This is a genomic window from Streptomyces sp. NBC_01013, assembly GCF_045162765.1.
Classification (GTDB): domain Bacteria; phylum Actinomycetota; class Actinomycetes; order Streptomycetales; family Streptomycetaceae; genus Streptomyces.
Genome location: NZ_CP108687.1, coordinates 4,367,930 through 4,382,080, shown reverse-complemented (window position 1 = coordinate 4,382,080; position 14,151 = coordinate 4,367,930). Strand labels below are relative to the sequence as shown.

12 protein-coding genes and 1 pseudogene are annotated in these 14,151 nt (G+C 70.1%); 4 read left to right on the top strand and 9 right to left on the bottom strand.

Annotated features, from left to right (window positions below):
* Positions 1–276 precede the first annotated feature (276 nt).
* Together OG538_RS19000 and OG538_RS18995 are read right to left on the bottom strand one after the other, a co-directional pair.
* The gene (locus OG538_RS19000; RefSeq protein WP_406095122.1) at positions 277–2,223 is read right to left on the bottom strand and encodes a YncE family protein; all 1,947 of its coding nucleotides are present in this window, start codon (positions 2,221–2,223) and stop codon (positions 277–279) included.
* A gap of 244 nt (positions 2,224–2,467) precedes the next feature.
* Positions 2,468–3,199, bottom strand: coding sequence for an alpha/beta fold hydrolase (locus tag OG538_RS18995; RefSeq protein WP_406095120.1), 732 nt, complete (start codon positions 3,197–3,199; stop codon positions 2,468–2,470).
* 152 nt (positions 3,200–3,351) lie between these two features.
* On the opposite strand from OG538_RS18995, the gene OG538_RS18990 reads away from it, so the two are divergent.
* On the top strand, positions 3,352–3,750 hold the full coding sequence (locus OG538_RS18990; RefSeq protein WP_406095118.1) for a winged helix-turn-helix transcriptional regulator: 399 nt from the start codon (positions 3,352–3,354) through the stop codon (positions 3,748–3,750).
* A gap of 133 nt (positions 3,751–3,883) precedes the next feature.
* Here OG538_RS18990 and OG538_RS18985 read toward each other — a convergent pair.
* A pseudogene (locus OG538_RS18985) lies at positions 3,884–3,994 on the bottom strand (MerR family transcriptional regulator); the annotation flags it as partial.
* Positions 3,995–4,081: 87 nt separating this feature from the next.
* On the bottom strand, positions 4,082–4,504 hold the full coding sequence (locus tag OG538_RS18980) for a MarR family winged helix-turn-helix transcriptional regulator (protein WP_406095116.1): 423 nt from the start codon (positions 4,502–4,504) through the stop codon (positions 4,082–4,084).
* 162 nt (positions 4,505–4,666) lie between these two features.
* Here OG538_RS18980 and eno point away from each other — a divergent pair, with 162 nt between their 5' ends.
* The gene (gene eno / locus OG538_RS18975) at positions 4,667–5,974 is read left to right on the top strand and encodes a phosphopyruvate hydratase (protein ID WP_406095114.1); all 1,308 of its coding nucleotides are present in this window, start codon (positions 4,667–4,669) and stop codon (positions 5,972–5,974) included.
* 189 nt (positions 5,975–6,163) lie between these two features.
* On the opposite strand, the gene OG538_RS18970 is transcribed toward eno, so the two are convergent.
* Together OG538_RS18970 and OG538_RS18965 are read right to left on the bottom strand one after the other, a co-directional pair.
* Complete coding sequence (locus OG538_RS18970; RefSeq protein ID WP_406095112.1) at positions 6,164–7,456, bottom strand: LAETG motif-containing sortase-dependent surface protein; 1,293 nt, start codon at positions 7,454–7,456, stop codon at positions 6,164–6,166.
* Between the two features lie 269 nt (positions 7,457–7,725).
* Positions 7,726–8,145, bottom strand: a complete 420-nt coding sequence (locus OG538_RS18965; protein WP_406095110.1) for an SRPBCC family protein — start codon at positions 8,143–8,145, stop codon at positions 7,726–7,728.
* Positions 8,146–8,347: 202 nt separating this feature from the next.
* On the opposite strand from OG538_RS18965, the gene OG538_RS18960 reads away from it, so the two are divergent.
* Positions 8,348–9,169 carry a helix-turn-helix domain-containing protein gene (locus tag OG538_RS18960; RefSeq protein ID WP_406095108.1) on the top strand — a complete coding sequence of 274 codons (822 nt, stop codon included), beginning with the start codon at positions 8,348–8,350 and terminating at the stop codon, positions 9,167–9,169.
* A gap of 11 nt (positions 9,170–9,180) precedes the next feature.
* Here the strand turns inward: OG538_RS18960 and OG538_RS18955 are convergent, their stop codons facing one another.
* Positions 9,181–9,954 carry a polysaccharide deacetylase family protein gene (locus OG538_RS18955; RefSeq protein ID WP_406095106.1) on the bottom strand — a complete coding sequence of 258 codons (774 nt, stop codon included), beginning with the start codon at positions 9,952–9,954 and terminating at the stop codon, positions 9,181–9,183.
* A gap of 331 nt (positions 9,955–10,285) precedes the next feature.
* Here OG538_RS18955 and dacB point away from each other — a divergent pair, with 331 nt between their 5' ends.
* Positions 10,286–11,941 carry a D-alanyl-D-alanine carboxypeptidase/D-alanyl-D-alanine-endopeptidase gene (gene dacB, locus OG538_RS18950; RefSeq protein ID WP_406095104.1) on the top strand — a complete coding sequence of 552 codons (1,656 nt, stop codon included), beginning with the start codon at positions 10,286–10,288 and terminating at the stop codon, positions 11,939–11,941.
* Between the two features lie 94 nt (positions 11,942–12,035).
* Here dacB and OG538_RS18945 read toward each other — a convergent pair whose 3' ends face one another.
* Both OG538_RS18945 and OG538_RS18940 read right to left on the bottom strand, forming a co-directional pair.
* Positions 12,036–12,374, bottom strand: a complete 339-nt coding sequence (locus tag OG538_RS18945) for a MerR family transcriptional regulator (protein WP_406095102.1) — start codon at positions 12,372–12,374, stop codon at positions 12,036–12,038.
* Positions 12,375–13,082: 708 nt separating this feature from the next.
* On the bottom strand, positions 13,083–14,054 hold the full coding sequence (locus OG538_RS18940) for a hypothetical protein (protein ID WP_406095100.1): 972 nt from the start codon (positions 14,052–14,054) through the stop codon (positions 13,083–13,085).
* Positions 14,055–14,151 lie beyond the last annotated feature (97 nt).

The window sequence follows — 14,151 nt, the reverse complement described above, 5'->3', positions numbered from 1 at the left end:
CGGGTCAGTTAGGACCTCGATGTCGCGACCGAGAACCCGGATCGCGTGGAGGACATCGCTACCGTCGTGCGGACCGGACTGGAGCAGCGCGGGCGGAGCGTAGAAGCTCTGGAAGCAGACCCGCTGCCATGCCCACCTCGGGTATCGATGACACGGTGAATCCCCTCGGTGACCGGGCGCGCCCCGTCCCCGTGCAGCGAACCTCGAAGGGCCCCACCGCGAGCGGTAGAGCCCTTCACAAGGCATCGGATCCGTGAAGTGATCCGGGCGGACGGCCTAGTTGGAGAAGTACAGGTACTTCCAGTAGCCATACGTCGTGGAGTTCACGGTGTCACCGGACGACCCGTTGACGTAGACGGACCGCATCCGCGCCTTGATCCCGGACTTTCCCGGCGCCCCCAGGCGTACGGCCGACTTTCCGTTCGTGCCCAGCGGGAAGTACTCCGAGCCGGCGGAATACCACTTTCCGCCCGAGTAGACCTGGAGGTCGAGACGTTGCTTACGCCCCTTGTAGGAGGACATGGTCGTCGTGAGCAGCGGATCGGTGCTTTTGTGGAACCAGTAGTACGACGTCGAGCCGATCTTGGCCGTCTTGTAGTGCTTGGAGACGGCGGTGGAAACCTTGACCCGGGCGTATGCCGTGGACTTCACGGTCCGGGGCGCGATGCGGGTGTCCCCCTTGAAGACCGCGGTGACTTCCGTATCCCGCGTCATGTCCACCGTCGCGGAAATATTGCCGCTGGAGTTGACCGTCCCGGTCTTCAGCAGCTTGTTGGGCTTGTCGCCGCCGAAAGGGTTCGCCCAGATCTCGACCGTGCGGTTCTTGTACGTCGAGCCGAGGTGTGCGGTAAAGGCGACATCGGCGCCGTAGTTGTAGACGTTGCCGTTCTTGTTCAGGGTCAGCGTCGGCTTCGTGTGGGGAACCGTGACCTTGTCGGACACGCTGACCGCCATGTGCGCGGCGTCGCCCGCGTAGGCGACCTTGTACGTGACCGTGCCGCCGGCCGGCGGGGTGTCCGTGAAGGTGTACGAACCGTCCGCCTTCAGTGTGACAGCGGGCAGCGCCTTGCCCTGGGGGCTTTCCAGGTCGGTGCGGGTGACCTGCAGTTTGACCCCACTCGGCAGCGGCACTGTCGCCGACAGCTTCCCGGTCACGGTGAGCTGCTTGCCGCGCGCGGCGGTCGACGGTGCGTTCACCGTCAGACTCGGGACGTTCAGCGTGGGGTCGGTGAGCACCTTGAGGGTGTAGCCGCCGGGCGAGTTCACGAGCGCGAAGATCCGGGAGGCGTCCGGGGCCCAGGCGAGGATGGAGGTGTCGGCGGCGTATGTGCGGATCGGCTTGGTCGCGCCGGGCCGGTAGACCGCGACGTTCGCGTCGCTGGTCTGGGCAACCAGACCGTTCGGAGCGATGTCCGCGCGCTGCCCGGCCGGGTAGCCGCCGACGGCGGTGAACTTCCCGTCTGCGTAGGCGTGCCGGTCTGTGCCGTCGACCAACACCTGCGGGGTATCGGGCACGAGGTCGATGTCGCTGACGTAGTTCAGCGAGTAGTCGCCGTTGTGCCAGGCGGTCACCTGGGGCGTGGCGCCGGAGACGTCGACGACGGCCATCAGGTCCTTGGTCATGTCGAAGAAGTCGGTCGCGCCGACGGCCAGCAGTCCAGGTGCGGACGGGTCGGTGTCGAGGAGCGGCGCGCCCCCGACTCGGGAATCCCGGGAGAGCTGTCCGAGCGTCACCGGGTCCGTCCCGCCGGCCGGGTCCACCGCCGGGTCGACCGAGCCCAGGTTGCCGTGGCCGTCCACCTGGTCCTCGTAGGTGAACCAGGCCTTGCCGCCGGTGAATTCGACGTACAGCGGGCCGATGCTGGTGGCCACGGGGTACCGGGCCTTGATGTCGAGGGTGGCCGCGTCGAGGGCCACGATCTCGTGGCTGACCCGCGCCGCCGCGTACAGGGTGGTGCCGTCGTCGGAAAGAGCCAGGTCGAAGATCCCGTCGATGCCGCTCACCGAGTCGACAAGCTTGCCGTCGTAGCCGACGGCGATGATCCTGTCGTTCGTGTCGTCGCCGACGAAGACCCGTTGTCCGACGCCGTCGACGACGATGCCCGCGGGCGAGCCTATGGTCGCGGTGGCCGCCGATGCGGGACCGGCCGCGGAGACACTCAGTACCACCGAGCTGAAGAGGACCGCGAGCGCTGTCGCGGTCGAGATGCTGCGCGTACGCACAGTATGTAACCCCCACGAGAAAACCCGGTCGACGACCGGGAGTCGGTAGCACCGCGCAGCACCCGGACGTGTCCGCGGAGTGCGGGGCACGTGGGGCGCGGCTGCTATCGGGCAGCGTATGGCATGAGAGTGACAAGTGAGGAGGGAGTTCTCGTCACCCGCTCCATGAGAAAGCCCCAGGCCAGCGGCCGGGGGCTTCTTCGCTGTCCGGAGCGGTTCAGGGGCCGCGGTCACGGTCCGGACGCTACCGGCGGGTGGACTCGAGCAGCAGCTCACTCAGGTCCGCCGGCATGGTGATCATGCAGTCGTGGCCGGTCGGCAGTTCCCGTATCCGTGCCGGTGAGCCGTTGGGCTGGAGGGCGGGGACGGGCCGCCGCACGATGCCTTCCGGCTCCGCGCCCACACAGTGGATGTGCGTGCGCGGAACCGCGTCCGAGGCGGGGTTGTCCAGCCGTACCGGTTGCTGCAGGCAGCGCACCGGCTGATCGGAGAGCGTCGCACGCAGCCATGCGATGTCCGCCGGGTCGGTGACCCCGAACAGCCCGAAGGGCGGAGGCATCTCGGGCAGTGGCGGGATGCGCCAGTCGTAGTCGGACGCGGCGGCCAGGTCGATCAGGTTCTGGGTCATGGGCTGCACGTCGACTGCGGTCTCGCCGTGCTCCGGGACCATCGCGTCCAGGTACACCAGATGCGCGATCCGTTCCGGTACCTCGTTGGCCACGGAGGAGACGACCAGGCCCGCGTAGCTGTGACCCACGAGCACCACCTCGGTCAGGTCCTCCTCGTGGATCAGCTTCACGACATCCTCGACGTGCGTGTCGAGCCCGACTTCGGGGCCGAGCAGGTGTGCCTTGTCGCCGTAGCCGGTCAGCGAGGGCGCGATCACCCGGTGTCCGGCCGACTCCAGCAGCGGGACCACGCGCTCCCAGCACCGGCCGCTGTGCCAGGCACCGTGTACCAACAGAAAGGTCGGCATGAGGAGCATCCTCTTCAGGGCATGGAGGCACGAGAGCGCTACGGTTCCTGTTGGTGCCTCAGTACTCTTCGGGAACCGGAATCATCGTGCTGCACCTGCCGCACCTCGATCAATAAGGCACATTGGGGTGCCCTGGTTCTCTGGAGGTAACCATGAGCGGCACAGCGAGCGACGAAGCGCGGCGGCCGGCACAGCCGGAGGACCCGTGTCAGGTCCGTGAAGTGCTCGGCATCGTCGGAGACAAATGGTCGCTGTTGATCGTGCGCAACCTCAGCGAGGGTCCACGCCGCTTCACCGAACTCAAGCGGGCCGTCGACGGAATCAGCCAGCGCATGCTCACCGTCACCCTGCGCGGCCTGGAACGCGATGGAATCCTCACGCGGACCGTGCGCAATGTCATGCCACCGCACGTCAGTTACGAGCTCACGCCGATGGGCCGGGCCCTCCGCACCGCCACCGCACCCCTGTTGGAGTGGAGCCTCACGCACCTGACGCACATCGATGCCGCCCGCGCCGAGTACGACGCTCGCGCCGACATCCCGCCGGCCTGACCCCCGCCCCGGACGGGCCAACCGAGCCGCAGGTACGGCTCGATGAGCTCCTCCTCGGGATCGGCGGACTGTCGACGGGTTTCCCGCGGGAGCGCAGCCGCGTCAACGGGGCGGATCCGCGCGGCTATTGACCGGGCGTTCCGCCTCTGTTTACGGAGACTGCTTCCCGGGCGCGGCCGGCGAGGCGCGGCCGGCGGCCGGAGCAGCGGCGATGACCGCCCGCGGAGCGCAGCGAGGTGGCCAGGAGGCCGGGTGTCTCCCGCTCCGGCGAAGCCGACGGCCCGCGGGCGCACCGGGCGTCCCGGCGGGGCGACAGCTGTCCGCCGGGGCGCTAGCGGGTGGCGAGCCGTTCCAGCAAGGCCGCACTCTGCGCGAGCAAAGCCCGCTCTTCATCGGTGAGTTCGGCCTCGATGACCTGCGCGAGCCAGCCGGCCCTGCGGCCGCGTTCCGCTTCGAGCGCGGCCCGGCCCGCATCCGACAGTTCGACCAGCGACTTGCGGCCGTCCGTGGGGTGCGCGCGGCGCGTGATCAGGTTCTGCTCCATGAGCAGCCCCACCGCCCGGGCCATCGACTGGGGGCGTACGCGCTGATCGGCGGCGAGGTCGCTGGTGGTCATGGCGCCGTCGCGGTCGAGTACGCCGAGCACCGCGACCTGGCCCAGCGGGATGCTGTCCTCGTGCTTGACGCGTCGGGTGAGCTTGCCCATCGCCGTGCGCAGTTCGGCGGCGACGGCGGCGGCTTCCGGGGTGGGCATAGGGCACTTTACCCCGTTGGTCAGCAAAGCTGCACAGCTGACCTACACAGCAATGCTGTACAGCCAAACTGAGCAGCATTGCTGTAGGGTTTGCCTTGTCGGGCTCAGCGCCAGCGTTGTCGCAGCCGGGGCCACGGCACACGACAACGGCAAGGAACTCCCATGTCCGCACAGACAGCCGGACCCGTCGACGCCGCCATCCACACCGTCACCGCCCGCCGGATCATCGACAGCAGGGGCAACCCCACGGTCGAGGTCGACGTCGTCCTGTCGGACGGCTCCCTGGGGCGGGCTGCTGTCCCCTCCGGCGCGTCCACCGGCACCAGGGAGGCAGTGGAACTGCGCGACCAGGACGCCTCGCGCTGGCACGGCAAGGGCGTCGACCGCGCGGTGGCCCACGTCAACGGGGAGATCGCGGCGGCCGTGCGCGGCCGGGACGCGTCCGACCAGGCGGGTCTGGACACCGCCCTGATCACCCTCGACGGCACCGCCACGAAGTCCCGGCTCGGCGCCAACGCGATCCTCGGTGTCTCCCTCGCCGCAGCCAAGGCCGCCGCGGCGGCCCACCACCTGCCCCTCTACCGCTACCTCGGCGGCGCGGAGGCCCACCTCCTGCCGCTGCCGGTGATGAACATCGTCAACGGCGGTGCCCACGCGGACAATCCGCTGGACTTCCAGGAGTTCATGATCGCGCCGTTGGGCGCGGAGACCTTCGCGGAAGCCGTACGCATGGGCAGCGAGGTCTTCCACACCCTGCGCCGCGATCTGCTGGCCGCCGGACACTCCACGGGCGTCGGCGACGAGGGCGGCTTCGCGCCCGCCCTGCGTACCGCCGAGGAGGCGCTCGACTTCGTGATGACCGCCATCGAGCGCACCGGATACCGCCCCGGCACGGACATCGGCTTGCTCATGGACCCGGCGTCGTCGGAGTTCTTCCACGACGGGGTGTACGACTACGCGGGCGAGGGTGTGTGCCGCACCCCGTCCGAGAACGTCGACTACCTGGCCGGACTCATCGACGCCTACCCGGTCATCTCGATCGAGGACCCGATGGCGGAGAACGACCTGGACGGCTGGCGCGAGCTGACCGCCCGCGTCGGCGACCGCTGCCGGCTCGTCGGTGACGACGTCTTCTGCACCAACGAGACGCTGCTGCGCGAGGGCATCCGCACCGGCGTCGGCAACTCGGTCCTGGTCAAGGTCAACCAGATCGGGACCCTGACCGAGGCGCTGGCCGCGGTGTCCGTGGCCCACGAGGCGGGCTGGACGGCCGTCATGTCGCACCGCTCGGGCGAGACGGAGGACACCACCATCGCGGATCTCGCGGTGGCGACCGGCTGCGGCCAGATCAAGACGGGCTCACTCTCCCGCTCCGACCGGACGGCGAAGTACAACCAGTTGATCCGGATCGAGGAGGAGCTGGGCGACTCGGCGCGCTACGCGGGCCGCTCCGCGCTGCGCCGGGCATGATGCGCGGGCGGAGGCAGCGCTCACGCGGGGCCCCCGTGGACAACCTCGGACTGCCCCCCGGTCAGGCCGACTGCTGCGCCTGACCTTGACGTGGCGGGTTTCAGCGGCGGGCCCGGCACCCCTCGGTGCCGGGGCCGGTGAGCGCTCGAAGCGTGGGCGGGGGGCGTGGCCGGCCTCCCGCCCCGTGCGTCAGATGCGGGAGTCCTTGCGACGGCGCACGGCGAACACCGCGCCCGCCCCGATCACCACGGCCGCGCCGCTCGCGAGGGCGAGCTGGGGCGTCGCGGAGGACGCACCGGTGGCGGCGAGACTGCCGCTCACCGGTCCGGCCGACGCACCGCTCTGCGGCACGAGGTCCGAAGCGTTCGGCCCGGCCGCGCCGGGCTCGGCGTCGTCGACCTTGCCCGGCAGAGTCCCCGCCGGAACGACCACGAACGCGGGTCCGGCGACTTTCGCACTCTGGCCGCAGGTGCCGTCGCCGTTCCAGTAGTTGCTGAGGACGACGGTGCGGCCGTTGCTCACGGGGGCCGAGGCCTCTACGGTGAGGCGCATCTTCACGTCGACGTGCGCGCCGGACTTCAGCGGGCTGATCTTGTCCATGTGGTGTTCGACGTCGAGGGTCTTCCACTTCGAGGACGAGGCGGACCACCGCTGCAGGTGCACCAGGTGGTCGAGGCGATTCCTGGCTCCAGTCCGGGCGGCCACGAAGACATCGACGGACGGAATCACGATGTCCATCGACTTGTCGGTGCCGTTGGTCACCCGGAACCGGAAGTCGACCCACGTGCCGGCGACGACCCTGGACGGAAGACCCGTGACTACTGCGGTGAACCTGGTCTCGGAGACGCAGAAATCGAAGTAGTCGCCGCCGTGGAGACCGTCGGCGGCCTCCTTCTTCGCCTTGGCCAGCGCCTCGTCGGCGGCGGTCTTGTCAGCGAGCGCCGTCTCGGCGGCCCCCTGCGCCCGGCCCAGCTTCCGGGCCGCGGCGACCCGCTCGTCGTCCAGCGTCTTCAGGGCTTTCGCGGCCTTGGCGTCGGCGGCGGCCTTGGTCTCACCGGCCGCCTCCGCGGCGGCTTCCGCCTTGGTGAGAGTCGTCGCCGCTGCGGTCCTCTCCGCGTCCGTCGCCGTCTCCGGGAGAGCGTCGACCGCCGCTTCGGCGTCGGCGGCCGCCTGGTCGGCCTCGGTCTTCGCGGTGGTGGCGGCGTCCGCCGCGGCCTGCGCGGCCTTGGCCGCCACGACCAGGGGACCGGTGTCCGACCAAAGCGCTTCCAGAGCCGCGCGGGCGGTGCTCTCGTCCGATACGGCGTCGTCGTACGCCAACTGCGCTGCGGCGGCGGCCTTCGTCAACTCCGCGACGGTCGGCTTCTGCCGAGTCTGCGCGGCCGGCATGTCCTCGGCGGACACGGGGGTGACCGACAGCAGGAGAGCAGGCGTGGACCCTGCGGCGACGACAGCTGCGGCAAGAATGCGGCGAATCTTCACAAGAGCCCTTCGGGGGTCCGAAAAGAAGGCAGAAGGGGTCACAGCGGAGTGGGGCACGCAGGTGCGACTTGAGACGATCGTAGGGCCGGGGCCGCGCCCGGCCCTCACGATCCCTTCCTCGTTTCGGCCCATACCACAAAACCGGGAAAGACAGAAAGGGCGAATGGGTACAGTTGCCTTCACTTGCCGAGCTAATGATGTGAGAAATGCCACACACCGCGAGTGTGATGAGCCGTGCCTCCTCGGCGCCAGGAGCTCATGTGACGCTTCTACGTGTCCGTCGGAGCCGGGACGGCCTTCAGCGTCTCCCGCATGACGAGCACGCCCTTGTCGACCATCTCTCCGATGGGGCCCACGAGTTCGTCCGGTGTCACATCGGTGGTCCAGACGAAACGACTGCGTCCCTCGGTGTCGTCGAGGACCTGCATGGAGGCGTGATGGTGTTTCGGTGTCATCGAACCGCCGACCACGGCGTAGGCGACTCGGCGGGCCGCCTCGTCGATGTCGACGATCAGTTCGCGCACGACGACACCGTTCGCGAAGGTCACGATCCTGGTGTCCGCCTCCATACGGGTGTCCGTGACGAAGCCCGGCACCAAGCGCTCGTGCACGGATCCGACGTCGCGCAGAACCTCCCAGATGTTCTCCGGTGAGTTGTCGATCAGGAATTCCTTGCGGATGTGGGCCATGTGGTCTTCTCCGGTCGGGGTGACCGCTCTCGCGCCAAGGGCGAGGCAGAGCGGGCGCCTCCCACGACGTCGAGTCCTTGACGGCGGTACGAGGGAGGCGAGGTGTGAAGGGGACGCTGCCCAGCCTGCTCGCCGGGGCCTGCCCCGGTCTTGAAGATTCTTGCGCGGGACCACTGTCCGACCCCCGGCGTAGCGTTCAGGGGTGCTCACCTCCACCGCCCTCGCCGCCGGGCCCGACTTCTGCGTCACCGCGGTGGACTGTCGTGACGACCACACGCGCTGGGCACCGGCGGAGGTGCGGGAGGACTACCGTGTGGTGCTCGTGCGCCGCGGCCGGTTCCGCAGGCAGACCGCCGGAATCCCGGTCGACGTCGACCTGACGATGGCTTATCTCGGCGTTCCGGGCGAGGAGGAGCGCTTCGCGCACCCGGTCGGCGGGGGCGACGCGTGCACGTCGATCAGCCTGACGCCCGCGCTGTGGAGAGTCGTGGCGGGTGAGGACGCCCGCCCGGCCCGCCGGAGCGTATACGTGGACGCCCGCCTCGACCTGGCCCACCGCCGCGTCCTCGCGTCCGCCCGCACCGGCGATGTGGACCACGCGGTGACCGAGGAGCTCCTGGGCCTGCTCTCCGCCACCATCGGCCGGACCGCCGACGGGGCCGTACCGGCCGACGGCCGCCCCGGCCGGGACGAGACGGTGCTCGTCGCCGCGGCCCGGCACGCGATCGGTGTGGCCCACCCCGCCTCGGAGGGGTTGCTGCCGCTGGCGGAGCTCCTCGGCGCCTCGCCGTACCGTCTGAGCCGCTCCTTCACCCGCGAGCTGGGGGTGCCGCTGACCCGCTACCGCAACCGGGTCCGTGTCGGCCGGGCACTCGACCGGCTGGACGCGGGCGAGGACGACCTCGCCGGCCTCGCCGCCGACCTGGGCTTCTGTGACCAGGCCCATCTCTGCCGGACCATGCGCCAGTACCTCGGCCACACCCCGACGGCACTGCGGCGCCTCCTCGGCCCCCCGTCATCCTGACGGGACCTCACTCACCGGACGGGGAAGCCGAAGGAGTACCCCTGCTCCCTCAGCCAGGGCAGGACCTCGCGCAGGGCGGCCAGGGTCTGGGAGCGGTCCCCTCCCGCGTCGTGGAAGAGGACGGTCGGCCCGTTGGAGATCTCACTCTTGACGGTGGCGACCATGGTGTCCACGCCGGGCCGCTCGAAGTCCTTGGTGTCGACGTTCCATCCCAGCGGTCGCATCCCCCGGGACGCGGCGAGCTTTCGGCTGTACGGGGTGAAGGCGCCGCCCGGGGCCCGGTAGTACTGCGGCCGGACGCCTCCGGACGCCTTGGTGATCATGCGTTCGGCATCCAGGATCTGCTGGGACTGGTAGGCCTCGGACTTGCTGTCCATGGCGGTGTCGTGCGAGACCGTGTGGTTGCACAGACGGTGCCCGTCCGCCACGACCGCCTTGACCAGGTTCGGGTACGCCTGCGCCTGCGTGCCGACCATGCAGAAGGTGGCCTTCACGCCGCTGGTCTTCAGCAGGCTCAGCACCTGCGGCGTCCAGACCGGGTCCGGCCCGTCGTCGATGGTGATGTTGACGCCCTTGGCACCGCGGTCCGAGGCGTGCGCGATGTCCACCGCCACCTTGGCCACCCGGTCCTGGGGCTTGGCCTCCGGCGCGGCGACACGTGTGTGCGGCCCTGTGAAGGTGCCGGCCTGCGCGGTCCACACCGAGGTCGCGGCAGCCATCGCGGTCACCCCGACCGCCGCCGCGAGAAGCCGGACATGCCATGCCCTTCCCTTGTGCTTCGCCATGTCCGCCCGCCCCTTTGTCTTCTCCACCGATGCCGTGCACCCATCAAGACACACGAACGCCCCTGCGGGCTGCCTCGGTTACCGATCGCGGACAAATCTGCAGGCGGGCGGCGACAAAGGCCGGGATTCCGCGACAGGGGGGAGGGCGCGACGGGGTCGTACGGTGCCGCCGAGGGCGTCGGACCGTGATCGCCGCGGCCCCGGGTGGAGGCACGTCACGCTCGCCCCGCCGGTGGTTCACCGGGCAATTCGACCAATGCGTCGCACCGTTCGGGTGACTACCGTTCGCGCCGCCCGTCTCCGGCGCCCCCCGGGGTTCATACCTGAGCCCATGAACAGGATTCTGCCCAGACGAACGGTGCGCGTCGCGGTGCGAGGAGGGATTTCCGGACCTCTTCGGCGTCGCGTCGTCGCCGGATGCTCCGCCCTGGTGCTCCTGGCCCTGGCATCGGCCACGGGAGCCCAGGCCGCCTCGTCAGCCGACGACGGCCGTTCCGACCGGCTCGACCCGCGGATCACGGAGATCATGCGGAAGCCGGACTACCCCAACGCCCAGTGGGGCCTGCTCCAGCGCGACCCGGACAGCGGAAGGGTGATCCACAGCCGCTTCGCCGAGCAGTTCTTCATCCCCGGGTCGACGGCCAAGCTGTTCAGCGTGTCCGGGGCGTGGAAGACCCTCGGTGGCAACCACCGCTTCAGGACCCCGGTCTACGCGGTCGGCGAGCAGCGCGGCAGCACCCTGAAGGGCAACCTCGACCTGGTCGCCCAGGGCGACCTCACCATGGGCGGCAGAACCCGTCCCGACGGCACGGTCGCCTACACCGACCTCGACCACACGTACGCCAACAGCTTCCCCGGGGCTACGCTCACCCCGGAGAACCCGCTCGCCGGAATCAACCTGATCGCGCAGCAGGTGCGGCGTTCCGGCATCACCCGGGTCGACGGGAACGTGATCGTCGACGACCGGCTCTTCAACCCCGAGCCCAGCTTCGACCCCGTCCCGACCCCACTGATCATCAACGACAACCTCATCGACCTGCTCACCACCCCGGGCAGCCGCCCCGGCGCCCCGGCACGGCTGGACTGGCGCCCGAAGGTCGCCCCGTACCGCGTCACGTCGACGGTGAAGACCGTGGCCGCGGGGAAGCCGACCGACATCGAGGTGACGACCTCCGACCACGGCACCCGGATCCGGGTGTCCGGCACCATCGCGGCCGACTCCGCCCCGGCGCTGAAGGTGTCCGCAATCGCCGACCCGTCGGCCTTCGGACGCACCGCTCTGATCGAGGCGCTCCAACGGGCCGGGGTGAAGGTCACGGCCCACCCGACGGGCCCCAACCCGGCCGGCGGGCTCCCCGCTTCGTACGAGGGGCGGCCGCGCGTGGCCACGTACACGTCCCCGCCCTTCGCCCAGTACGCCAAGCTCATCTTCAAGGTCAGCCACAACCTCGGCGCCAACCTCGCCATGTGCCTGATGGCTGTCACCACGGGCAGCCGGGACTGCATGGACGGCTTCCCGGTCCTGGCCGACTTCCTGGACCGCGCCGGCGTCGACCGCAGGCAGGTGCAGCTCGCGGACGGCCGCGGCGGCAATCCCGCCGACCGGGCCACCCCGAAGGCGGTGGTGCAGATGCTGACGTACTGGCTGCGCACGCCGGAGGCGGAGCGTTTTCGCAACGCGCTCCCCATCCTCGGCGTCGACGGCCTGCTGGCCGACAACTGCCGCGACTGCCCCGCGCGGGGGAAGGTGTTCGCCAAGACCGGCGCCGCCGTCGGACTGGACGCACTCAACAACCGCCTGGCCGTGGGCGCCATCACCATCGCCGGCTACCTGGACAAGGGCAACGGACGCTTCGACGTCTTCTACGCGGGAGTCAACGGCGCCTCCACCCCGACGACCGATGTCAGCGGCGTACTGAGCATCGCCGACGACCTCGCCATGATCTCGGCGTACCTGCAGGAGGATGCGGCGCGTCGAGAGGACTGAGAGGACGGGTTCGCGGCCGGCCGGAGGGATCCGCGGACCATCACGCCCGGGACGCGGTGTGCGCGCCCGCCGGTGCCCGGCGGGCGCGCTGCACTCAGGCTGCGGGCGGTGAGTCCGCCGATTCGGCGCTGCGGCGGTATTCGGCGTTGATGCGCTGTGCTTCTTCGAGCTGGTCCTCGAGGATGACGATGCGGCAGGCGGCCTCGATGGGGGTGCCCTGGTCGACGAGTTCCCGGGCGCGGGCGGCGATGCGCAGCTGGTAGCGGGAGTAGCGGCGGTGGCCGCCCGCGGAGCGCAGCGGGGTGATGAGGCGGGCTTCGCCGATGGCGCGGAGGAAGCCCTGGGTGGTGCCGAGCATCTCGGCGGCCCGGCCCATCGTGTAGGCGGGGTAGTCGTCGTCATCGAGACGGCCGAACGAATCATCTGCTGTCACTTGCACCTCACTTTGGAACGCGTGGAGGGGCCCTGGTGCCATTGGCACCAGGGCCCCGAAGGAACTGCTACACCATCTGCCGACAATCATGCGTCGGCCTTCTGTGTCCGCATACCCGACCTGAAGACTGTCGGGGGTACGGGGATCGCGGTTGCTTGACCGGAGACCACCTCACTATCGATGTCCTGCGGTACCCGAGCTCTGTCATTCCGCCCGGGCGATCCTGATGGCGCTCAACTCCTCCGTTCTTCCCTCTTGGTCAACAACTTACCAACGGGCACTGCTGGTACTGCGAACCGCTGGTACTGCGTACTGCTGGTACTGCGAACTGCACTTGCTGTACTGCTACCGCTTGAACTGCGGTCCTGCTCGTGGCGGCCCCTGATCACCGCGGGCCACCCGGTGCGGTCGTCAGTCCCGTCGCCGTCCTGCAACAACCCTGGCTTCGAAACTCCACCACCGCACCGTTCTGCGGGTACTACTGCCTGGCAGTTCGTCTCTGCCGGGCCTTGCTCGATCTCGGCTACAAGAGAAACCATAACCACCACACCACCCAATGTCTACTACGGCCGCCATAGATTTCCACGCGCCGGGCGGAGAGATAGTCGGCCTCCCCCGAACGGCCGCGACCGGCGATCCGGGGGCGGATCCGGACGCGGCCGCGAGGCCTTCCCGCGCAGGGCGGCGGGGCGGTACGGGCCCCGGAGGTCACCGGCGGGAGCTCAGGCGGGCGCGCAGCAGGTTGGGGTCGGTGGCGGTGTAGGCGGCGCTGAACACGTACACGTTGTCGTGGCGGACGGCGACGGAGGTCGGGCCCTGGAGCCCGTCGGCGGCATCGAGGACGGTCGTGCTGGTGCCGTCCGGCCGGATACGCACGACCTGGTTGGGGCCGTTGAGCGCCGCCAGGACCTGGTTGCCGTGACCGGTGAAGGCGAAGTCGTCGATGCCGGCCAGCGCGGAAGCCCTGGTCTGCGGCGCGCCCGCGCGGTTGCCGGGGAGGACGGGGATGCGCAGGAGGGTGCCCCGGTCGAGGTTGGTCACCCACAGCGCACCGTTGTGCACCTTCGCACCGTTGACGCCGAGGAAACCGGCCGGGGCGAGTTCGGGCGCGGTGGACCACGTGGTGGGGGTGCCGCCGGCGGTGGGGACGGTCCACACGGTGCCGAGCGCCGAATCGGTGATGTAGAGCTGCCGTCCTCGCTCGTCCAGGGCGAGGCCGTTGGGCAGTCCGTCCGCGGGCAGTGCGGCGATGCGCTGCGGGTCCTGCCCGGGGCGCAGCCGCCACAGGCCCGTCAGGTCGGAGGTGCCGGTGGCGTACAGCACGTACACGGTGCCGTCCGCGGCGCGGACGATGCCGGTGGTCAGGGCGAAGCCGAGGACGGGCGTACGGGATCCGCCGTCGGCGGGTGCCGGGAGCGTGGCCAGGATGTGGGTCGCGCCGCTGGGGGTGATGTGGGCGACCTGGCGCGCCGCGGCGAAGGTGACGTACGCCGAGCCGTCGGGCAGCAGGGCGACGTTCTCCGGCTTCTGGCCCGCGGACGGGTCGAAGTGGCGGACGATACGGACGTCGGTCAGCGGCCTGTCGCCTCCCGGCGTCGCGCCGGCCGGTGCGGCCGCGGTGAGTGCTGCGGCGGCCACGAGAAGGGCCGGCAGAGTGGTCATGAGGGTGCGCTCGGACATGGTTGCTTCTCCGGTTTCGGGCAGGCGGCAGCCGCGATGCGGTGCCTCGGTACGGGGAGCGCCGCATCGCGACGCGGCGCCTCGGTCATGGGGGCGC